A 22,378-nucleotide genomic window follows, 5' to 3' on the forward strand; every position below is an offset into this window, starting at 1 on the left:
GCCTTCGAGGCTAGCCAGCGAGTGAGCGCGCGGTCAGGACGAAGACGGGAACATTTCCCGGATAGGGGGAAGCGGGGAACAGGTGCTGCCAGCGTCTGAACCCGGTGAAACCCGCTCGCGTGAGCAGGTCCTGCGCTGCGGCTTCCGTCAAGCCATCATGCAGGGGTAGCCGTGCGGCAAGCTCCTCTGGATAGGTGGAACGATATTGAGGAGCCACCGACCATAATCCGTCGGATACGAGCACGAGACCGCCCGGTCGCAGAATACGATGGGCCTGCAGCAACGCTTCAATGGGGCGCTCGAGCGTCCAGAGGACATTGCGGAGCGTGACGATATCGGCGGACGCATCAGCGATCTCGGCCGCTTCGATCGTGCTGTCCTGAAACGCAATGGCGAGGCCGGCTTGCCGAGCCACCGCACGAGCGACCTCAAGCATGTTCGCAGACCCGTCGCAGGCGCGGACGCGATGCCCCAGCGACGCAGCAAGGAGGGCGCAAGCGCCCGTCCCGGTCCCGAGATCGACAACGTCCTTGGGGCCATCCGCCTGGAAGGCCGCCTCAAGCACGGCCTGCCAGAGCTCGCGCTGGGCAACATGGGAGGCAGCACCATCAAATTTAGGGGCACGGGCGTTCCAGTAGTCGGTGACGCCGGCCCCAACGCTTCGCTGCATCGTCATCTCTTTCCACCTCAAAAGGGTTCGATCAGGTATTCGATGCGCCTCCGGCCCGATGCGGCGCGGCGGATGGAAACCGCGACACCAAAGACATGCTGGATCAGCGCTTCGGTCATCACGGTTTCCGGCGTCCCGGCATCGACCAGCTTGCCCGCATGCAGCACGGCGATCTCGTCGCAGAAAAGCGATGCCAGGTTGAGATCGTGCAAGGCCATGATGCAGGTGATACCCAGGCGCCTGATCAGGGTCAGAATCGATAGCTGGTGCTGGATATCGAGATGGTTGGTCGGCTCGTCGAGGATGAGTTCACTCGGCATTTGCGCCAATGCGCGCGCGATATGGACGCGCTGGCGCTCGCCGCCCGATAGCGTGTGCCAGAACTGGTCATGTCGATCGGCCATATCGACGCGTGCCAGCGCGGCCTCGACCGCGTCTTCGTCGGCCGCTGTCCAGGACGCGAGTGCGCCGCGATGCGGGGTCCGTCCGAGCCTGACGACGTCGCATACGGAGAGCTGGATTTCGGTCGTCGCCTGCTGCTCGACAAAGGCCAGGCGCCGGGCGAGGTCGTGCCGCGACAAGGTGCCGATCTCGCGGTCATCCAGCGTCACCACGCCGCTTGCAACCTTGCGCAGGCGACACAGCAGCCTCAACAGGCTCGACTTTCCCGAACCGTTGGGGCCGATGAGACCGAGGATCTTTCCGGGTTCGGCGTGCAGCGTCACGCCGTCCACGATCATGCGCCCTCCGGCGCTCCAACGGACGTCGCGCGCGGCCAGTGTCATGCCGGTCGCCTTGCGCGATAGAGTATGAAGGCGAAAGCCGGGGCGCCAAACAGCGCCGTCACGACGCCGATCGGCAGAATCTGCTGCGGCACCAGCGTCCGCGACAGGATGTCGGCCAGGATCATGAAGATCGCACCGATGATCAGGCATGCCGGGAGCAGCCGGGCATGGGCCGGGCCCGTCAGGAAGCGCGCCGCGTGGGGTATGACGAGACCGACGAACCCGATCGTGCCGACGATGCTGACCATGGTCGCGGTCATGACGGCTGTCGTCACGAACAGCACGATGCGCACACGGGTCACCGCCACGCCCAATGCGGCAGCGGCATCCGCCCCGAAGGCGAACGCATCGAGCGCCTTTGTATGGAAGATACAGACGGCGAAGCCCGCGAAGGCCACTGGCGTGGCGAGCCAGACATCGGGCCAGCGCACGCCCCCGAAATTGCCGAGGAGCCAGAACATCACGCCGCGGGCCTGTTCGGCACTGGCCAGCGTGGTGACGATCGTCGCGGTCGCCGCATTGAAAAGCTGCGATCCGGCGACGCCTGCGAGAATCACACGGTCGGTCGCGCCGCCGGCCCCTGCGGCGAGCAAGGCGACGATGACGAGCGCGGCAATGGCGCCGAGGAAGGCACCGCCGGATATGCTGAGCGCAGCGCCGCCGAAGCCCAGGATCATCACCGCGACCGCACCCGTCGAGGCTCCGGCCGAGATCCCGAGGATATAAGGTTCTGCGAGAGGATTGCGCAGAAGCGCCTGCAGGATCGCGCCCGAAAGCGCGAGCGCACCGCCGCAGAGGGCCGCCACCACAGCCCGGCTCAACCGGTAGTCGAAGATGACGCCCTGCTGGATCGCGCTTACGGGGTAATCGAGATCGAACAACCCGTTGCCGACGGCCTTGAAGACCGTGGCAAGCGGGATCGACATTTCGCCGATCGTCACGGCGAGCGCGATCGCGAGTATCAGCAGGGCGAAGGCGAGGATCGCTACTGCGCCCCTCGCCAACCAGTTGGGCCGAGCCACTCCATGGCTCACTTGGTGAGGCCGAAGCTCTTGATGCCGTTGGCCAGCGCCTCGATACCGTCGATCGTATCAAGCCCGGCCCTGGTCGCGCCGACATCCATGATCACGATCCGCTGCTGCCGGCTGGCGTCGAGCTTGCTCGCAACCGCGTCGGTCTTGAGGAAGTCGAGCTTGAGATTGATGTCGTCTGCCGGGAAACGCCGGCGATCCATCTTGACCACGACGATGACGGCAGGGTTGGCGGAAGCGACCGTCTCCCAACCGACCAGCGGCCATTCCTCATTGGTGGTGATGACGTTCCGGGCGCCGAGCTTCGACAGGATATAGGCAGGCACGCCATTCTTGCCGGCCAGGAAGGCGTCCCCCTTGATGTCCTTGCTGGAGAACCAGACGACGACAGGAACATCCTGCGGCTTGATCCCGGCAACTGAAGCGACCGCCTTGTCCTCGCGCGCCTTCAATTCGGCGACCAGAGCTTCGGCGCGATCGGAGACATCGAAGATCTGCCCGAACTCGCGAATATTGCGGTAGACGAGTTCCATCGTGAACATCTGCGTGCGAACGCCGTCGCCAGGCCCGGAATTGTCCTTGCCGACGCAGTCGGTGGGCGAGACGTAGGTCGGCACCTTCAGCTTCGCAAACTGGTCGCGCTTGCCGACGATGCCGTTGGGACCGATGTGCCATTCGAACATCGCAGTCACGAGGTCGGGTTCCTGGGCGACGACCGCCTCGAAACTCGGATCGTTGTCGGCAAGCCGCTTCACCTTGGCGTTGACCGCCTCATAGGGCTTCGCAACAGGGCTGAACCACACGGCTGTGCCCACGACCTTGTCGCCGAGCCCGAGTGCGTAGAGGATTACGGTCTGCGTCTGTCCGACCGCCACGACGCGCTTTGGCGCCTGGTTGAACGTTATCGTCTCCCGGCAATTCTCCAGCGTCAGCGGATACTGCGTCGGCGCGGCCAAGGCCGCTCCGGACATCGACATGCCGATGGCTGCGACGAACGAAAGGCAAGAAAGGCGTGCGGCGCTGCGCATTGAAGTCTCCGATAGCGTCGAGCGGCGGCATGCCTCGCGAGGCGCGGGGCCCTCGCATGGCTGACCCTGTAATGTAACAGTATTACAATTTTGATAGACTGCTCGATACGTCTGCGTCAAGCGCTCTGCCGCGGCTGCGACGGCGTGGTTCAGCATCATGGACATGGAATTCATCGCTCCCCGAGATGACGAGCCGGGAGCTTGAGCGGATAGGTTCGGGGGTGTCGGTCCACGACCTGCCGCCGACGCAAATCCCCCCGGACACCCCGCCCGAAAGACGCTTCTGCGATCAGGGCAGGTCTCCTGGCTCGCGGGTCAGCGCTGGCTTCGCCCGGCCTTCCCGGCGCGAGAGCGCCAGTGGACGATGGGAGAAGAGCTCGCCGCTTACAGTTGCGGGGGCAGCCTCGGATTCGGCGCAGGGCGCCTCACCGAATTCCCTCTTAGCTTCGGGCCTGGACCCGAGGAACCTTGATCGCGGCCGACCATAGAGGGGCCCAAGGCGGCGTCAAGCTGCAGGCCAGTCCGTTGGAGGCTCTGATTGCGCATGACGACGCGATTATCGAGATTGAGCCGCCTGCTGACGGAGTCCTGTAGCGCGGTGGCCCATCTTTCTCGGCCTACTCCCAGCTCAGGGCGCCGCCGTTCTGGTATTCGATGACGCGGGTCTCGAAGAAATTCTTCTCCTTCTTCAGGTCCATCGCCTCGCTCATCCAGGGGAACGGGTTTTCCGTTTCCGCGAAGACCGGCGCGAGGCCGAGCTGCGCGCAACGGCGGTTGGCAATGAAATGCATGTACTGCTCGCAGAGCGCAGCATTCAGGCCGAGGAAACCGCGCGGCATGGTGTCCCGGCCATAGGCGGCCTCGAGTTCGGCAGCGTCGCGGATCATGCCGCGCAGTTCATCCTGGAAGGCCTTGGTCCAGAGATGCGGGTTCTCGATCTTGATCTGGTTGATCACGTCGATGCCGAAATTCAGATGAATGCTCTCGTCGCGCAGGATGTACTGGTACTGCTCGGCGATGCCGACCATCTTGTTGCGCCGGCCGAGCGACAGGATCTGGGCGAAGCCGGTGTAGAACCACATGCCCTCGAAGATCACGTAGAAGGCGACGAGGTCGCGCAGGAAGGCCTGATCGGCCTCGGGCGTGCCGGTCTCGAAATCGGGATCGTCGAGATGCTGGGTATGCTTCAGGGCCCAGGCCGCCTTGTCGGTGATCGAGGGCACCTCGCGATACATGTTGAAGAGCTCGCCCTCGTCGAGGCCGAGGCTCTCGACGATGTACTGGAAGGTGTGGGTGTGCACCGCCTCCTCGAAAGCCTGGCGCAGCAGGTACTGCCGGCATTCCGGATTGGTGAGATGGCGGTAGATCGCCAGCACGATGTTGTTGGCGACGAGGCTTTCCGAGGCCGCGAAGAAGCCGAGATTGCGCTTGATCGCACGGCGCTCGTCGTCGGTCAGCCCGTCCTTCGACTTCCACAGAGCGATATCGGCCTGCATCGAGACCTCTGTCGGCATCCAGTGGTTGTTGCAGCCGGCGAGGTATTTCTCCCAGGCCCATTTGTACTTGAGCGGCAGGAGCTGGTTCACATCGGCGCGGCAGTTGATCATCCGCTTCTCGTCGACGCTGACGCGGCCGCCGGAGCGATCGATCTCGCCGAGGCCGGTGGCATCGGCATGGGTTCCGCCGGCCGCGGCCGGATTGAGATCGAGGGCGGCGGCAGGCTTGCTGTCTGACCAGTCGAGCATGATGAATATCCAATCGGGTCTGAATGTCATGGCCGGGTCTGCCCCGGCCGTCCGTATCGTTCGCTATCGGGCAGGGTCGGGCATCCATGCGCGCCGCGAAGGCGAGCGTGGACGCCGCGGCTGCCTCACTGGCAGGCTTCGCAGGTCGGATCGTCGATCGAGCAGGCGTTCGGCACGGCCATGCCATTGTCGAGCGGGATGTCGACGAGGATCGGCTTGGCCGCGACGGGGACCGTCGCCGACACCGCATTGAGCTTGCCGTCAGTGCCCTTCAGCGTCGACTTCTCGACATGGGTCGCCGAGAGCGCGCGCAGGTAATAGGTCGTCTTCAGACCGAGCCGCCAGGCGAGGCGATAGGCCTCGTCGAGCTTCCTGCCGGAAGGCTGCGCCATGTAGAGATTGAGCGACTGGCCCTGGTCGATCCATTTCTGACGGCGTGCGGCGGCGCGGATCAGCCAGCTCGTCTCGATCTCGAAGGAGGTGGCGTAGAGCGCCTTGAGATCGTCGGGGACGCGGTCGATCTGACTGACCTTTCCGTCATAGTATTTCAGGTCCGAGACCATGACCTCGTCCCAAAGATCGCGCGCCTTGAGATCGCGGACGAGGTCGGCATTCACGACCGTGAAGTCGCCCGACATGTTCGCCTTGACGTAGAGCTGGCTGTAGGACGGCTCGATCGACTGCGAGACACCGACGATGTTGGAGATCGTTGCAGTCGGGGCAATCGCCATGCAGTTCGAGTTGCGCATGCCGGTGGTCTTCACCCGCTCGCGCAGGCTGTCCCAGTCCAAAGTCGTCGAACGATCGAGCTCGACATCGCCGTCGCGGGCGTCGGAGAGAATGTCGAGCGAGTCGATCGGCAGGATACCCTTCGACCAGAGCGAGCCCTCGAAGCTCGGATAGCGACCGCGCTCGGCGGCAAGATCGACCGAGGCCGAGATCGCAAACCAGCTGACCGCCTCCATCGAGCTATCGGCGAAGGCGACGGCGCCCTCGGACGCGGCGGGCAGGCGCAGGATCTGCAGCGCATCCTGGAAGCCCATGATGCCGAGGCCGACCGGGCGATGACGCAGGTTCGAGCGGCGCGCCTCGGGGATCGTGTAGAAATTGATGTCGATGACATTGTCGAGCATTCGCATCGCGGTCGCGACCGTCTTGCCGAGCCTGGCCCGGTCGAGCCCGTCGGCCGTCACATGGGCTGCCAGGTTGATCGAGCCCAGATTGCAGACGGCGACCTCGTCGGCCGAGGTGTTCAGCGTGATCTCGGTGCACAGGTTCGAGGAATGCACGACGCCGGCATGCTGCTGCGGCGAGCGCAGGTTGCAGGCATCCTTGAAGGTGATCCAGGGATGGCCGGTTTCGAACAGCATGGTCAGCATCTTGCGCCAAAGATCGAGCGCGTTCAGGCGCTTGAACACCTTGATCTCGCCGCGCTCTGCCTTGGCTTCGTAGGCCTCATAGGCCGCCTTGAACGGCTTACCGTAGAGATCGTGGAGGTCGGGCGTCTCGTCGGGCGAGAACAGCGTCCACTGACCTCCGGCCGCGACCCGCTGCATGAACAGGTCGGGGATCCAGTTCGCGGTGTTCATGTCATGGGTACGGCGTCGGTCGTCGCCGGTGTTCTTGCGCAGGTCGAGGAACTCCTCGATGTCGACATGCCAGGTTTCGAGATAGGCGCAGACGGCGCCCTTGCGCTTGCCACCCTGGTTGACGGCGATCGCGGTGTCGTTGGCGACCTTGAGGAAGGGAACGATGCCCTGGCTCTCGCCATTGGTGCCCTTGATATGGGCGCCAAGGCCACGCACCGGCGTCCAGTCATTGCCGAGCCCACCGGAATATTTGGCCAGCAGGGCGTTGTCCTTCACCGCCTTGAAGATGCCGTCGAGATCGTCCGGCACCGTGGTCAGGAAGCAGGAGGAGAGCTGCGGCCTGAGGGTTCCTGCGTTGAACAGGGTCGGCGTCGAGGCCATGAAGTCGAAGGAGGAGAGCAGGTCGTAGAAGGCGATCGCCCGGGCCTCGCGGTCGATCTCGCGGATCGCCAGACCCATCGCGACACGCATGAAGAAGGCCTGCGGCAGCTCGAAGCGATTGCCTCGGACATGCAGGAAATAGCGGTCATAGAGCGTCTGGAAGCCGAGATAGTCGAACTGGAGGTCGCGTTCCGGTTTGAGCGCCGCGGCAAGCCGGGCAAGATCGAAGCGTCCAAGCTCGGGATCGAGCAGCTCGTTGGCGATGCCGGTCTTCACATAGGCGTGGAGATAGTCGCCATAACGTCCTGACATTTCTGACTGTGTCGCCTGTTCCGGCCGGCCGGAGACGAAGCTCAGCGCCTCGCGGCGGAGCTTATCGAGCAGCAGGCGTGCCGAGACCTTGGAATAGTTCGGCTCGGTCTCGACGAGGGTGCGCGCCGCCAGGATCGGCGCCTGCGCCAGCTCATACTGGCTGATGCCGTCATAGAGGTTACGCTGCGCTTCGCTCAGCACGGCTTCGGCCGAGACGCCGTCGAGCCCGGCGCAGGCTTCGCGAATGACCGTGGCGAGGCGCGCCGCGTCGAGCGGCACGAGCGCGCCGTCGGCTGCCTCCATGCGCAGCACCGGTGCGGTGGCGACCGCAGGCTTCGCTTCCGCCTTGGCGCGGGCCCGCTCCTGGGCTCGCTCCTCGCGGTAGAGCACATAGGCGCGGGCGACCTTGTGGTGTTCGCTGCGCATCAACGCGAGTTCGACCTGATCCTGCACATCCTCGATATGGAAGGTGCGGCCGGCATCGGCGCGCCGCGTCAGCCCGGCGACGATCTGCTGGGTCAGCTCCGCGACGATGTCGTGGATCCGGCGCGAGGCAGCGGCGCTGCTGCCCTCGACCGCCAGAAACGCCTTGGTCAGCGCGACGCTGATCTTGGAGGCATCGAAGGGGGTGACACTGCCATTGCGGCGGATCACCTGGTAGCCCGGTTCCGCGGTCGATCGCGCATCGCTGCCTTGCGACGCGATCGGGCTGAACGTCTCAGGGCGGATGGTATCGGTCGCGAGGGACATCGGCTTTCAAACCCCAATCTGTAGGGGCAAGGGCCAGGCGGAGTCGCAACGGAGAATGTCGCGGCGACGAGCGCCCGCAGACATGACCAAGCGATCCACCGGGACACCCCGCCCGAGGACGATTCTGCTGTCGCGGCAGGTCTCCTGGCTCGCGGGTCATCGCTCTTGTCCCGTCTTCCCAAGGCCTGGCGGCCTCAGTGACTGGTATTCTGGACAAGTACTCGCCGCTGACAGTTGCGGGGGCAGCGCCGGTTTCGCACCGGCTTCCCTCTTAGCTCTCGATCTTGCGACTCGAGAGACCGTGACCACCATATGTAGTGGCCATCGGGACGATTCTGTCAACAGCTTGCCGCAGCCTATGCGTTAGCCCTTAAAGAACGGGAATGGTCGAGCCGGCCGCTTCTGCGTCCTGTCTCCGCCATCGCGCGATGAGCCCGGGATCACCACCATCGATGCAAGCTTCCGCCGAATTGCATGCGGCGATCGGCCCTGGGGGCGTCATGGCGCAGCTGCTCGCGCTGCCGTCCCACATGCTATGGCAGCTGAACGATGGGCATCTGAGCCCGGACATGGAGGCCGAATGCGCAAGATCCTGATCATCGGAATTGGTGCCGGCAATCCCGACTATGTCACGGTCCAGGCGATCAACGCCCTCAACCAGGCCGACGTCTTCTTCATTCCCGACAAGGGGACAGACAAGGCGGAGCTCGGACGGCTGCGGAAAGACATCTGCGAGCGCTTCATCGAAGGCTCGGATTATCGCCTGGTTTCGGTTCCGATCCCCGAGCGTTCCGCCGCTGGAACGAATTACCGGGGAAGCGTCGACGAATGGCATGCGCGTATTGCCCATGACTACGAGGTCCTGTTCACGGACGAACTCGAGGACGGCGAATGCGGAGCCTTCCTCGTCTGGGGCGATCCGACGCTCTATGACAGTACGCTGCGGATCATCGAGCATATTCGCGCCAGGGGCTTCGCTCTCGAATACGATGTGATCCCGGGCATCAGCAGCGTGCAGGCCCTTGCGGCGCAACACCGGGTCACCCTCAACCGGATTGGCGAGCCGGTGCTGATCACCACTGGACGCAAACTCGCGGAAGGCTTTCCCAATGACCTCGATAGTGTGGTCGTCATGCTCGACGGGGACCAGGCCTTCAGGCGCGTCGCCGGTGAAGATCTCGATATCTATTGGGGCGCCTATCTCGGCACCGAGGACGAAATCCTGATCGCCGGAAAGCTCTCGGAGGTGATGGGCGATATCGAGCGCAGCCGGCGCGAAGCGCGAGAGGAAAAGGGCTGGATCATGGATACCTATCTGCTTCGGAGACGCGACGAGGACTGAACGGCGCAATACGCCATCGATCGCAGGTCGCTGCCGGACGATATGGCCAGGTCCACGGGGGCAGGGCGGATGGCATCATGGCCGCGTTGGCCACTTGATCAGCCTGGTCCTGGCTCAGACCCGATGAACCGCTTCGCGGGTCTGGTGCCTTGCAATTCGCGAAGCCGCTTTGTAGGCGTTCACCATCGCCAGAGACCGGCACTCCGCGGAGCCGTTCTCTTTGGAATCACTCTGAAATACGGCGCCTATGACCGCCGATCTGCGCCCTTTCCGCCCGGAATGGAAAGGTCGCCAATGCGGCGGACATGGACGGGATGCACTCTGGCGACAGGCTGATATCGGATCGAACGAGGCTGCTTGCGCTGCCCGTTCTGCTCTGCCTCGGCGCCTGTTCGGTCGGCCCTGACTATGTCGCGCCGGCGCAAGATTTGCCGGCGCACTGGAACGGCGCCACGTCACCTGCGCGACCGCCCGTTTCGTCGGAATGGTGGCGGCAATTCAAGGACCCTGTCCTGGATGGGCTCGTCACCGAAGCGGTTGCAGGCAATCTCGATGTCGCCCAGGCCAAGGCGCGAATTCGCGAAGCGCGCGCGAGCCGGGTCCAGGCGATCGCCCCACTGTTTCCTCAGGTCAATGGCTCAGCATCGGCAACGCGCTCGCGCTACGCCACAAGCTCCGATTCAGGGGGCGGCAACGGCATGGGCAACAGCTTTCGCGCGGGCTTCGACACCTCCTGGGAGCTCGATATCTTCGGCGGACGCGACCGTGCCATCGAAGCCGCAACCTATGGGACCGAGGCAGCCGAGGACGACCTTGACGGTGTGCTGCTGACGCTCGTCGGCGATGTTGCTGCGGCGGTCATCGAGGCGCGCGGCTACCAGGCGCGCATCGTGCTGGCGCGGCGGACGGTCGAAACCCAAAGGGTGACCGAGGCGCTGACGCGGGTCCGTTTCCAGGCCGGCGATGTCTCGGCCGTCGATACGGCGAGGTCGGTGGCGCAGGTCGCGAGCACCGAGGCGCAGATTCCGGCGCTCGAAACCGCGCTGGCGCAGACCCTGCACCGCATTGCGGTGCTGGTTGGCCGCCCGCCATCCGCCATGGGCTCGCGCTTGAGCGGCGCAGCGAAGGTGCCGGCCACGCCCGCGCCACCGCAAGCCGGCGTCCCGGCGGATGTGCTGCGCAATCGGCCGGATGTCCGGCGGGCCGAGCGCAGTCTCGCCCAGGCGACGGCACGGATCGGCCAGGCCGAGGCGGTTCGCTACCCTTCCGTGAGCCTGACCGGCAATATCTCGACCTCGGCGCTGAAGCTCGGCGACCTCGCGAAGAACAGTGCGATCGGTTGGTCGATCGGTCCATCGCTTAGCGTGCCGATCTTCAATGGCGGGGAACTCGCGGCGGCGGTCGACGTGGCGCGCGCCCGGCGCGACCAGTCGGATGCAGCGCTTCGGCTTGCCGTGCTGAGCGCCCTGCAGGATGTCGAGGACGCACTGGTTGGATTGCGGCAGGAGCGTCTGCGCCTGGGCAGCCTGTCGACGGCGGCTGCGACTTCCGGTCAGGCGGCGCAGCTGTCCCAGGCGCTCTACCAGTCGGGCGGCGCCAGCTTCCTCGATGTGCTCGATGCGCAGCGCTCGCAATATAGCTCCGAGGATTCGCGGATTCAGAGTCAGATCGCGCTGGCGACCCGGTTCATCGCTCTCAACAAGGCGCTTGGCGGCGGCTGGCTCCGGCCGGTCGAGGTCTCGCGCCCGCGCGTCGAGGACCCGCCGCAAGGGCCCCGCCTGCGTGCCGTCTCCGTGGAGGTCCCGAGCCCATGACGTCACGCCGTTCCTTCATGCTGCTGCTTGTCCTGGGCATGCTGGGGGCGGGCGGCTATGCGCTGTGCTCGCAGCAGGCGCCGCAGCCTGCCGCGATCCAACTGCCGACGGTCGCCGCCACGATGGGCGATGTCGAAGAGGTGGTGCTGGCCAGCGGCGCGCTGGAGCCGATCCGGCAGGTGAGCGTCGGCGCGCAGGTCTCCGGCCGGCTGATCTCGCTCAAGGTGACCCTGGGCCAGAACGTGAGCGAGGGCGACCTGATCGCCGAGATCGACGGCGTCACCCAGCAGAATGAACTGCGCTCGGCCGAGGCCGAGCTCGCCGTGCTGCAGGCGCAGCGGGAGGAGCGCCTGGCCAGTCTCGCCTATGCCGAATCCGTGCTTGCCCGTCAGAAGCAGATGCTCGGCCAGAACGCGGTCTCCCGCGATAATTACGAATCGGCCGAGATGACGGTGCGCACGACGCGCGCCCAGATCGCGGCGCTCGACGCCCAGATCATTTCCGGTGGCGTCAAGGTCGAGACCGCTCGCGCCAAGCTCGGCTATACCCGCATCACGGCTCCGGCGGCGGGCACTGTATTGGCCATCGTGACGCAGGAGGGCCAGACGGTGAACGCGGCTCAGTCCGCGCCGACCATCATCGTGCTTGGCGATGTTTCGACCATGACGGTCAAGGCCAAGATCTCGGAAGCAGATGTGCTGAGGGTCAAGGCCGGCCAGGAGGCCCTGTTCAGTGTTCTCGGCGCGCCCGATCGGCGCTTCCCTGGCAGGATCGCCTTTGTCGAACCGGCGCCGGACACGCTGAAGACCCAGAATACGAGCAGCGCCTCGGCCTCTTCGGGCACCAACTCCTCCTCGACCTCCTCGGCGATCTATTACAACGCGCTGTTCGAGGTGCCCAATTCCGACGGAAGGCTGCTGACCTCGATGACGGTCCAGGTAACGGTGGTCGTCGGGCGGGTGCGGGGTGTCGTCACCGTGCCGTCCACGGCAATCAGGCGTCGAGGCGGAGAGCTCTTGCTCGATGTCGTCGGAGACGATGGCAAGCCAGCGCCGCGCAAGGTTACGGTTGGGCTCGACAACAAGATCGTCGCGGAAATCTCTTCCGGGCTGAAGGCAGGCGAGCGTGTCGTCGTCGCGCACGCGGGCTCCCCCGCAGCGGCCCGCCGCATGCGTGGCCCGCTCGGGTTCTGACCGCATGGGCGTGCCGCTGATCAGGCTGAGCGGGGTCCGGCGCGATTTCGGCGCAGGCGAAGCGGCGATTGCGGCGCTCGACGGGGCCGAGTTGACCATCGAGGCCGGCGAGATGGTTGCGATCGTCGGACCGTCGGGCTCGGGCAAGTCCACCTTGATGAACATCATCGGCTGCCTCGACCGGCCGACCGGCGGTGTCTACGAGATCGACGGTCGCCCGACGCGCGATCTCGGGCCGGACGAATTGGCACGGCTGCGGCGCGAGTATTTCGGCTTCGTCTTCCAGCGCTATCATCTGCTGTCGGAACTGACCGCACTCGCCAATGTCGAGGTGCCGGCGATTTATGCAGGCGTTGCCGCCGAGCCCCGGCGCAATCGTGCGGCCGCCTTGCTCGACAGGCTTGGCCTCGGTGCCCGCAAGACCCACCGCCCTGCCGAGATGTCCGGCGGCCAGCAGCAGCGGGTTTCGATCGCGCGGGCCCTGATGAACGGAGCCCGGGTCATCCTTGCCGACGAGCCGACCGGCGCACTCGACCGCAAGAGCGGCGAGGAGATGCTGAGCCTGCTCGAGGAACTCGGCCGCGAGGGCCACACGATCATTCTCGTCACCCATGACATGAACGTCGCGGCCCGGGCCGACCGCATCATCGAGCTTAGCGACGGCCGGATCATCTCCGATCGGAGGACCCGCCCAGCGCTCAGTTCCAAGGCGAACCCGGTGCTGGACGTGCCGCGGGGTGGCTCGTGGCGGGCCGCGCTCGGCCGGCTGCGCGAGGCCTTCGGCATGGCCCTCCTGTCGATGCGCGCCCATAAGCTGCGCTCCGCGCTGACCATGCTCGGCATCGTCATCGGCATCGCCTCTGTCGTCAGCGTGGTGGCGCTGGGGGAGGGCTCGCGCCAGCAGGTTCTCGCCAATATCGCCGGGCTCGGCACCAATACGCTCGAGATCTACCCCGGAGCCACCATCGGAGATCGCCGCTCGGGCCAGATCAAGACCCTGACAGTCGCCGACGCCCATATCCTCGCGAGTCAGCCCTATGCCGAAGGCGTCACGCCGACCGTGTCGACGAATGCCACGCTGCGTTTCGGTTCCGCCGAGGCATCGGGTCTCGTCATGGGCGTCGGCGAGCAGTATTTCGCGGTCACGGGCGGCGTCCTGGCCCAGGGCCGGTTCTTCGACGCGGACGACGTCCGGCGCCTCTCGCAGGATGTGGTCATCGACGAGAACACGGTCAGTGCCCTGTTCGCGCGGACCGGCCAGGACCCGATCGGCAGCGTCATCCTGGTCGGCTCGGTCCCGGCCCGCGTTATCGGGGTGATGCGGCCCCAGCAGAGCGGCTTCGGCGCCAGCCTGAACCCGCAGGTCTCCCTGCCTTACACCACCGTCCAGGGCCGTTTCCTCGGGGATCTCTCGTTGCGCAGCGTCATCCTGCGCGTCAATGACGACACACCGATGGAGTCGGCGCAGAGCGCCGTCACCGAGCTGTTGACGCATCGCCACCGCGCCGAGGATTTCTTTATCCGGAACAATGACGCAATCCGTCAGGCGATCACCAGCAACAACGCGACCTTCGCGCTGCTGATCGCCTCGATCGCCGTGATCTCCCTGCTCGTCGGGGGCATCGGCGTGATGAACATCATGCTGGTCTCGGTGATCGAGCGCACCGGCGAGATCGGGCTGCGCATGGCCGTGGGCGCGCGACGCGGCGACATCCTCCAGCAATTCCTGATCGAGGCCTCTCTGGTCTGCTTCATCGGGGGCGTGCTCGGCATCGCTCTGGCGCTCTCCATCGGCTGGGGATTCGCGCTCTCCGGCTCGCCGGTGCGCTTCATCTACTCGGCCGAGGCGTTCGCGGCAGCGATTGCCTGCTCGACGCTGATCGGTGTCGGCTTCGGATTCCTGCCGGCGCGCAATGCCGCGGGCCTGGACCCGGTCGAGGCCCTGGCCCGAGGCGCCTGAGGCCTTACTGGAAGCCTGCGGCCTGCAACGCGAACAGCTCGGCGTAGCGCCCGTGCAGCGCGATGAGCTCCTCATGGCTGCCGCTTTCGAGGATGGCGCCATTCTCCAGCACCAGGATGCGGTCGGCCATCCGGACGGTCGCGAAGCGATGCGAGATCAGCAATGCGGTCTTCGCCTCGCTCAGATTGCGGAAGCGTTCGAAGATCTCCGCTTCAGCGCGGGCATCCAGCGCTGCGGTCGGCTCGTCGAGAATCAGGATGGCTGCGTCGCGGAAATAGGCTCTGGCAATCGCGATCTTCTGCCATTCGCCGCCCGAGAGATCGAGCCCACGCGCAAAGACGCGGCCCAGCATCTGCTCGTAGCCCTCCGGCAGGGTCTCGATCAGCGGATGGGCGAGGCTCTTTTGCGCCGCCTCGATGACACGCGGCCGATCGCTGAGGCAGCCGACCCGCCCAATGCCGATATTCTCTGCGGCGGTCATGTGATAGCGCACGAAATCCTGGAAAATGGCGCCGACCTGGTGCTGCAGCTCGGCGATGTCGATATCGCGGATGTCGATGCCGTCGACGAGGATGCGGCCCTCGTCCGGCTCGTAGAGCCTGGTCAGCAGCTTGACGATCGTGGTTTTGCCGGCGCCGTTTTCACCAACGAGGGCGAGTGTCTCGCCGACGGGAATGGAGAAGCTGAGATCGCGCAGCGCCCAGGCACCCTTGCCGGGATACCGGAATCCGACCTTGTCGAAGACGATACCCTGCCGCATCGGCACCGGGAATGGTCGTGGGTTCGACGGAGCGACCATCGTCGAACGGAGATCCATGAACGAGAAGAAGTCGTCGAGATACTGGGTCTGCGACGTGATCTGGGTCAGGCCGAGGATAAGCCGCTCGAACAGGCCGTTCAGCCGCAGCAACGAGCCGGCGAGAAAGGTGAGATCGCCGATGCCGAGTTCACCCTTCAGGGCACGCCAGGCGATGACGGCATAGGCCGCGTAATAGGCCAGGGAGGCGATTGCCCCAAACAGACTGCCCCAGAGCGTGCGCCGAGCCGCGAGATCGCGATTGCCCCGATGCACCTTGTCGGCGAGTTCGGCAAAGCGACCCGCCAGGTAGGCGCCGAGCCCGAACAGCTTCATCTCCTTGGCGGATTCGGCCACTGAACCGACGATCTGGATGTAATCCATTTGCCGGCGCTCGGGCGTGACCGAGACGTTCAGCCCATAACCCTTTGCATTGAAATGCGCTTCACCGGCGAGCGTTGGCAGGAGTGCGAGCAACAGCAGAACGATCAGCAGGGGCGCATAGGAGAGCAGGCCGATGACAAACAGGATGAGCGAGACGAAATCCTGAGCCTGGCTCAGCAGGGAGGTCAGCAGCTGGTTACCCATGAAGCGCTGGGTGCGGGCCCGCTGCAGCCTGTCCTGCGCAGAGCTGGCCTCGATGTCGCGCAGATCCAGACTCGCCACCTGCTGGATGAGCGCCACGCCGAGCGCATTATCATGGCGCTCGGTCAGGACCCTTTCCACGAAGGCTCCGATGCGCGCGAGCGCATTTGCGGTGGCGACGAGCAGGAACTCGAGCAGGAGCCAGCCAGCGACCGCGCTCAGGCGCCCGCTTTCCACCCAGTCCGCCAGCGTCGGTCCAGGAGCTGGTGAGGCGGTCTGGAGGATGATCTCGTCGACGATCAGCTTGCCGATGAACAGCACGAGCGGCGGTTGAGCGGCGCGCAGCAGGCGCAAGACGATGATCGCGGCCGACAGCGCGGGACTCGTCTGCCAGAACGAGTGCAGCAGCCGGGGCAGCAGGGCCAAGGTCCGAAAACGCTGGCGTAGCGCTGACCTCAACCCAGCGGTGAACGAAGCGGCGGTCATCTGACGATCTCTGATGGAGCCGCAACGATCGGAGCGCAGCAGCAAGGATGGCAGCTTCGGGACATGCTAAGCCCCTGCAAACTCGCCGCGGCGCTCGTCAGAGGCTCCGGCGCAAGAGCCATCGCCATCGCGTCTCGACAGGTGGATTGCGCGATAGTCGTCCAGGCCCAAGGGCGGCCGGTGCGCGATCAGGATGAAAGTCGCCAGCGGCAAGTCCTGGCGCAAGGTCGCGAGCAGATCGCGTTCGGCCGCCGGGTCGAGCGCACTGGTCGCCTCGTCGAGTACGATCCAGTCCGGCTTCTGGAGATGGATGCGGGCGAGCGCCAGCCGCTGACGCTCGCCGCCGGACAGGCCGCGGCGCGCGTCGTTCCAGGCCGGCTCGTCGATCTCCCACAACTGGGTCATGCCGACGGCCCCCAGGGCTCGCTCATAGTCCTCTGCCCGATGGGTCTCAGGAGAGGCGGGATAGGCCAATGCTCCCCGCAACCCGCCGAGGGGCAGGTAGGGCTGCTGCGGCAGGAAGACCATTTTGGCATCCGGCCGTTCGATTTGCCCCGAGCCATGCCGCCACAGTCCGGCAAGGGCCTTCACCAGGGCACTCTTGCCATGCCCGGAGGGCGCTGAAATCCAATAGGTCCCGCCTGCTTCAAGCCTGATCTCGGGGAGGGGCTCGAGGGCGCGGCCGTCAGGGACGCGGAGGGCGACATCCTGCAGCAGGATCCGGTTCTCCTGTCCCGTGACGAGCGCTGGCCGCGGCGTATCCACGTTGTCCTCGGCCGCCCCAAGGAAATGACTCAGACGGCTGGCCGATGCCGCGAGCTCGGCAAGATCGCGATAGGAGAAGATGAACCAGGACAGCGTGGTCACGACATTCTGGAAGGCCGAGCCGATCTGCATCAAACCGCCGAAGGTGACGCGCCCCGCCAGGAAGGCCGGCAACGCAAGGAAGAGCGGGATGCGCAGGACCGTCTGCATATAGGGCCTGGTGAAGCAGCCGAGGATCAACTCGCGATTGGCGAGGCCGCGCCAGTTCTGGATGATCGCGCCGAAGCGGTCCGCGAGCAGGCGCCGTTCAGCGGCCTCGCCATTCGCGAGAGCGACGGCCTCGACATGCTCGCGCAGCCGCGTCAGTGCGAAGCGGAAATCGGCCTCGCGGCGCTGCTGCTCGAAGGCGAGGGATTTCAAAGGCTTGCCGAGCCAATGCGTCAGGCCGCTCGAGATCGCGACGTAGAGCGGCGCAGCCCAGACCATGTAGCGCGGGATCTCGACCGCGACGCCTCCAACCGTGAAGGCGAGGGGAAAGGTCGAGAGCGACCACAGGATCGCGAAGAAGGAGACCAGCGCGACGGTGTTGGTGATGAGCTCGATCGCCTCGCCGGTCAGCTTGTCGACAAAGATGCGGCAGTCTTCGGCGATGCGCTGGTCCGGGTTGTCGAGGCCGTTATCCGTGCGGTCTCGCAGATGCCAATAGGCCTTGTTGGAGAGCCAGCGGTCGAGCGCAGCTTCGGTCAGCGAGCGGCGCCAGCGGATCTGCAGCATCTTGCGCAGGTAGCTGCCACTCAGGAACAGGCTCACGCTGATCGCGACCAGCCCGAAGAACACCGCGATCTGGTGCAGTGTCGCCTCGACATCGAGCTTCTGCAGCGCATTGTAGAAATCCGCCGTCCAGGCGATCAGGCGGACCGAAACCTGGACACCGGCCAAGCCGAGCCCGAGCACGAGCGCGAAGTAGACCAATCCGGCCCGCCCACCCGGCCCGCTGATGCAGAGCCGGGTCAACAGCGTGATCTGCGAGATGATCTTGGTCACGAAGAGGCCCTGGGCGAACCGCGTCGCGGCGAGGGCGGCTCCGGCGTGTCGAGCCTGAAGATCGCGTCGCCAATGCCCTTCAGGCTTTCCTGGTCATGGCTGGCACGGTCGGTCGGCAGCAGGACAGCCAGATCATCGATGCCGAGGTCGCGGAGCTGATAGGGCGTGCCATGGCCGTATTCGAGATGGCCGCGCCCGATGATGCCGACGACGAGCGGGTTGTCTTGAGCCCTTGCCAGATGATCGGCGATGCCGCAGGCGAAGGCGCGATCCCAGGTCTGCTGGGCTCGAATGAAGCGATCGAAGCGATCCGGTTCCATGGCGCGCGGGCGATCTGGCCCGGAAAAACCGCTCATGATTCCGGCGAGGTAGCGCCGGTACCCCTCCGTCGCGGGGGCAGCCGGCGTCACGCCATCGCGCTCATCGACGGGGATTGCATCCCAACCGACCTGGCCGACACGCGTGACCAGCGGCCGATGGCAGTTGAGCGCGAGCATCGGCACGCGCTGCTGTCGGCAGAAATGGAAGAGCGGCAGGTAGAGCTCGGGATCGAAACCCCAGACCTGTGCCCATTCCGACCGCTCCAGGAAGGTCGCGGTGTCCATCTCGCCCTCGACCCAGCCGTCTAGCACCGGCTGGAGCCGGCGCGGGAACATCTCGAAGCCGACCGCCATCTGCGGCCGCAGCGCGTGCAGGAACGCCGTGACATGGAGCTGCCAGCGATGGATCTCGGCGATGTCATGGCTCTCGCCGAGCAGCACGACGCGCTTCTGCGCCATCGTCCGCAGCAGATCGTGCTGGGCAATAGCCTCGCCGGTCTCCAGCAAGAGCCAGGTCGCGCGCGGATGAGCCAGAGACACCGATCCGGCGGTGAGGGAGGGCTCAGCCATGGGCGTTGCCGAGCGGAACGCCATCGAAGGCCGCGGCCGGGCCGCGCAGCACGAGGCCGAACGGCTGGCCGTCGGAATCATGCGCCGCAAGCTCGACCTCTGAGCCGACGACCTGCCGCAGCCAGCCTGCGACCGCACCCGCGCGCAAGTGAAGGTGGAAGTCGCCCTGCATGATGTTGACGAAGCCCATGGCCGGCTTCGGCTCCGGCAGCGCACCTCCCCAATGCTGGGCCAGACCTGGTTTCGTGAAATCGATCGAGACCGGCACGGCATTGCGCAGGATCGCGGCGAAGGTCGCGGCACCGAGATCATCCTGCGGCACATCAGGCGATCCGCCGCCGGCAGCGCTCTCGCGCTCGACCGGCTCCAGGGCCTCGCCGGGGCCGAATAGGGCAAGCGCCTTGTCGAAGAGCTCCAACCCGTCGAGCCCGATCAGGCTGAACAGCACCTCGCCGGCAGCGTCCTGGCACTCGAGCCGGGGCAGCACCCGGTCGCGCATCTTGCTGGTGCGGTCGGCGACCAGTCGGGTTACGACCGAAAGATCGAGCGTGCTGTCGTGGAATTCTCCTTCAAGGCGCGCCTTGGTCCCGTCGATCGTGACGGTGCCGACTACGCCCATGCGCTCATGCGTCGCGCCGCCGGAGCGTGCGCTCAGCATGACGCGGCCCATGGCGGGCAGGCTTGCCAGGATTTCGGCCGAGGGTTGCTTCAGCAGTTCGCGGGGATGTGTGGTGTTTGTCATAGGGGACTCCAAGGAAAGGATGCGACGCTCCGGGGTCTCGCTCGGAGCGTCGCGTGACTGACCGCAGCCGTTGCAGCCGCGGTCGCGAATTGGGTGGCGCTAAGTCGTTGCGTCTCAGAACTCGACTGAGGCTGCGAGCTTGAAGGTACGGCCAGCCGCGGTCTGCAGTTCGAGCGGATTGGTCGCGGCGACTGCGGCCGAAGCAGGAACCTTGTCGAAATTATAGACGTTCGAGAAATAGCGGCGATCGAAGATGTTCTGCACGCCGCCGCGGACGGTGATGTGCGAGGTCGGCTTCCAGTTCAGGAAGGCATCGAACACGGTGTACCCTGCCGGCTTGAAGATAGTCGGCGCGCTGGCGCGCGTGACGCCGGCTCCGAAGGTTCCGATGACCTCCGCCTCCAGCCCATATTCCGGCATCAGGTATTTCAGCCCGGCCACGGCGGTCAGGGGAGTGGTGGCATTGTAGGGCGTGGTCAAAGCGCCAGCGTCGGTCTTCTGCGTGCCGTACTGGTAGCTCAGCGCGACATTGGCGAGCCAGCGCTCGTGGAATTTCCACTCGGCTGATGCCTCGATACCGGAAATCTTCACGCTCGAGAGGTTGCGATAAGTCAGATCGGTCGAACCGGGGATCGGCGCGAAGTTCTGAATGAAGTCCTTGTAATCGGCATGGAAGACGCCGACCGAGAACCAGCCATTGTCGAAGCGACCTCGGAAGCCGGCCTCGTAGGACGTGACGCTCTCGGGCTTGAGATCGGGATTCGGGATCAGGTTCTGGGTGCCCATCGGCAGCGACGTATAGAGCTGCTGCGCGGTCGGCATCTTGAAGCCCTGGGCGTAGCGGGCATAGAGCGAATAGGTCTCGTCGAGCTTGAAGATCGTGCCGACCTGCGGGATCAGCTTATGCGAGTCGATCTCGCGCGGAGCCTTGCCGGGCACGATGACGTAACCTGGCCCAATGCTCGGGTCGATCTTGTAATTGGCGTAACGGACACCCGGCGTGATCGTCCAGCGACCATTCATCAGCTCGATTTCGTCCTGCAGATAGAAATCGTAGCGCGTCGTCGTCGCGTTGGCGAAGTTGAAACCGCCTGCAATCGTCGTGGTGGTGACGCCGGTCGACATGTTCCGGACGTCGTCGCGACGCTCGTAATCGGTTTTGGTGACGTCGCCCTGGAACCCGTAGGTCAGCCTGTGGAAGCTCGAGCCGAGTGCGAAGCTCGACTTGGCCTGGATGTCGAGCTGCGAGAATTGCTCGGAATAGTCGAGGAAGCCGCGCGTGAAGCGCTCCTGGTTATTGGCCTGCGTCTGGAACCGGTTATTGGTGACTTCACGCTTCTGCGGCGAGAAGGATGCCTGCCAGCGGATCGAGTCAAGGAAGCTCGAGCCGACATCCCATTGATGCTCGAAGGCGATGCGTTGGCGCGACTTCACCTCGTCTCGGATGTAGGGTCCGTTGCGAATGCCGGACGAGACGACGTTGTAGTCCCAGAGCTGGTTGACCTTTGAACTGTTGTCGAAATACTCGCCGGTCAGCTTGAACGTATGGTCAGTCGTCGGCGAGAAGACGATCTTGCCGAAGGCGTTCCAGACCGTGCTGTCGAGCGGGTTCAGCGTGTCGCAGCCGAGATAGCGCAGGCTCGGCACAGGGCAGCCCCAGCGGCCGCCATCGGCCCGGGCACGGCCAAGTTTGGCCTCCTCCGCTGTCTTCTGGCTCAGGCCGACAATGGCCTCGAGGGCAGGGGTGAGCCTGAAGGCTGCGATGCCGGTCTTGGTGAAGGAGCGGTCGAAACTGTCGTAACCGGCATCGAGACGCACGGCATAGGGCTTGTCCTTGCCCTTCAGCAGGTCCTGCGGATCGAGCGTACGATAGGCGACGATGCCGCCCAGCGCATCGGCGCCCCAGAGCACCGAGCCTGGCCCACGCACGATCTCGACACTCTTCAGGAAGGGCATGTCGACGAAGTTGCGGTTGCCGTCGGTGATGCGTTCGATCACGCGCGATCCATCGATCTGCATCTGGACGCGGTTGCCGCCGACCCCGCGGATCGTGAAGCCATCGAGGTTGCCGAACGGGTCGGTGCCGCTGGTGAGGCGGTTGACGCTGACGCCCGGCTGATAGCGCACGAGGTCCTGCATGTCGCGCGTCATGCGCTCGTCGAGTTCCTGCCGTGAAATGACGTTCACGACGCCGGGAACATCGAGAGCCTGCTTCTCACCACGCGTCGCCGTGACCGTAATCTGGTCGAGCGTGAACGCCGGTGACGCACTGCCGCCATCCGCGATAGCTTGAGAGTAACAAATCGTGCTTTGAAGAATTGTAAAAAGGAAAGCGGCTGAAAAATATAGTTTTGATTTGTTCTTCATTGGAAGACCCCAGTCCATTTGCGGGTGGATGTAGTCCTCCGTTGATAGGATTCGCAATTGTAAATTTAACACAGTGTTTTCTGATGCGACTTCATCTCGCAAA

At 64.9% G+C, this 22,378-nt stretch carries 15 protein-coding genes and 2 riboswitches; of the genes, 4 read left to right on the forward strand and 11 right to left on the reverse strand.

Going from position 1 to position 22,378, the window contains the following annotated elements; translation table 11 throughout:
- Positions 1 to 10: 10 nt before the first annotated feature.
- From BIWAKO_RS24495 to BIWAKO_RS24520, 6 genes are all read right to left on the reverse strand, one after another.
- The gene (locus tag BIWAKO_RS24495) at positions 11 to 670 is read right to left on the reverse strand and encodes a class I SAM-dependent methyltransferase (protein WP_069882749.1); all 660 of its coding nucleotides are present in this window, start codon (positions 668 to 670) and stop codon (positions 11 to 13) included.
- A gap of 17 nt (positions 671 to 687) precedes the next feature.
- A complete protein-coding gene (locus tag BIWAKO_RS24500; RefSeq protein WP_069880875.1) occupies positions 688 to 1,455 on the reverse strand; it encodes an ABC transporter ATP-binding protein in 768 nt (255 codons plus the stop codon).
- Positions 1,452 to 2,477: a FecCD family ABC transporter permease gene (locus BIWAKO_RS24505; protein ID WP_371332055.1), complete on the reverse strand. Its 1,026-nt coding sequence runs from the start codon at positions 2,475 to 2,477 to the stop codon at positions 1,452 to 1,454. Before BIWAKO_RS24505 ends, BIWAKO_RS24500 begins: the two co-directional genes overlap by 4 nt.
- 8 nt (positions 2,478 to 2,485) lie before the next feature.
- Complete coding sequence (locus BIWAKO_RS24510) at positions 2,486 to 3,514, reverse strand: ABC transporter substrate-binding protein (protein ID WP_069880877.1); 1,029 nt, start codon at positions 3,512 to 3,514, stop codon at positions 2,486 to 2,488.
- Positions 3,515 to 3,790: 276 nt separating this feature from the next.
- A riboswitch (cobalamin riboswitch) is annotated at positions 3,791 to 4,000 on the reverse strand.
- Between the two features lie 131 nt (positions 4,001 to 4,131).
- Complete coding sequence (locus BIWAKO_RS24515; protein WP_074471612.1) at positions 4,132 to 5,259, reverse strand: ribonucleotide-diphosphate reductase subunit beta; 1,128 nt, start codon at positions 5,257 to 5,259, stop codon at positions 4,132 to 4,134.
- Positions 5,260 to 5,384: 125 nt separating this feature from the next.
- Positions 5,385 to 8,291, reverse strand: coding sequence for a ribonucleoside-diphosphate reductase subunit alpha (locus BIWAKO_RS24520; RefSeq protein ID WP_069880878.1), 2,907 nt, complete (start codon positions 8,289 to 8,291; stop codon positions 5,385 to 5,387).
- A gap of 117 nt (positions 8,292 to 8,408) precedes the next feature.
- Positions 8,409 to 8,610: riboswitch (cobalamin riboswitch) on the reverse strand.
- Between the two features lie 261 nt (positions 8,611 to 8,871).
- On the opposite strand from BIWAKO_RS24520, the gene cobF reads away from it, so the two are divergent.
- The 4 genes from cobF (at position 8,872) to BIWAKO_RS24540 (ending at position 14,600) form a co-directional block, all read left to right on the forward strand.
- The gene (gene cobF, locus BIWAKO_RS24525) at positions 8,872 to 9,633 is read left to right on the forward strand and encodes a precorrin-6A synthase (deacetylating) (RefSeq protein WP_069880879.1); all 762 of its coding nucleotides are present in this window, start codon (positions 8,872 to 8,874) and stop codon (positions 9,631 to 9,633) included.
- A 305-nt stretch (positions 9,634 to 9,938) separates the two neighbouring features.
- A complete protein-coding gene (locus BIWAKO_RS24530; RefSeq protein ID WP_069880880.1) occupies positions 9,939 to 11,447 on the forward strand; it encodes an efflux transporter outer membrane subunit in 1,509 nt (502 codons plus the stop codon).
- A complete protein-coding gene (locus BIWAKO_RS24535) occupies positions 11,444 to 12,640 on the forward strand; it encodes an efflux RND transporter periplasmic adaptor subunit (RefSeq protein ID WP_141740215.1) in 1,197 nt (398 codons plus the stop codon). The genes BIWAKO_RS24530 and BIWAKO_RS24535 overlap by 4 nt, the downstream gene beginning before the upstream one ends.
- A 4-nt stretch (positions 12,641 to 12,644) precedes the next feature.
- Positions 12,645 to 14,600 carry a MacB family efflux pump subunit gene (locus BIWAKO_RS24540; protein ID WP_069880882.1) on the forward strand — a complete coding sequence of 652 codons (1,956 nt, stop codon included), beginning with the start codon at positions 12,645 to 12,647 and terminating at the stop codon, positions 14,598 to 14,600.
- Between the two features lie 4 nt (positions 14,601 to 14,604).
- On the opposite strand, the gene BIWAKO_RS24545 is transcribed toward BIWAKO_RS24540, so the two are convergent.
- The 5 genes from BIWAKO_RS24545 to BIWAKO_RS24565 all read right to left on the reverse strand — a co-directional run bounded on the left by BIWAKO_RS24545 (position 14,605) and on the right by BIWAKO_RS24565 (position 22,293).
- Positions 14,605 to 16,467, reverse strand: a complete 1,863-nt coding sequence (locus BIWAKO_RS24545) for an ABC transporter ATP-binding protein (RefSeq protein ID WP_069880883.1) — start codon at positions 16,465 to 16,467, stop codon at positions 14,605 to 14,607.
- 66 nt (positions 16,468 to 16,533) lie between these two features.
- On the reverse strand, positions 16,534 to 18,276 hold the full coding sequence (locus BIWAKO_RS24550) for an ABC transporter ATP-binding protein/permease (protein ID WP_069880884.1): 1,743 nt from the start codon (positions 18,274 to 18,276) through the stop codon (positions 16,534 to 16,536).
- Entirely contained in the window at positions 18,273 to 19,166 is an 894-nt protein-coding gene (locus BIWAKO_RS24555) for a ChaN family lipoprotein (protein WP_069880885.1), read from the reverse strand. Before BIWAKO_RS24555 ends, BIWAKO_RS24550 begins: the two co-directional genes overlap by 4 nt.
- Positions 19,159 to 19,908, reverse strand: a complete 750-nt coding sequence (locus BIWAKO_RS24560; RefSeq protein ID WP_069880886.1) for a hypothetical protein — start codon at positions 19,906 to 19,908, stop codon at positions 19,159 to 19,161. The genes BIWAKO_RS24555 and BIWAKO_RS24560 overlap by 8 nt, the downstream gene beginning before the upstream one ends.
- A 114-nt stretch (positions 19,909 to 20,022) precedes the next feature.
- Positions 20,023 to 22,293, reverse strand: a complete 2,271-nt coding sequence (locus tag BIWAKO_RS24565; protein WP_084651765.1) for a TonB-dependent hemoglobin/transferrin/lactoferrin family receptor — start codon at positions 22,291 to 22,293, stop codon at positions 20,023 to 20,025.
- Positions 22,294 to 22,378: the final 85 nt, after the last annotated feature.

The sequence above is a fragment of the Bosea sp. BIWAKO-01 genome, from assembly GCF_001748145.1.
Classification (GTDB): Bacteria; Pseudomonadota; Alphaproteobacteria; order Rhizobiales; family Beijerinckiaceae; genus Allobosea.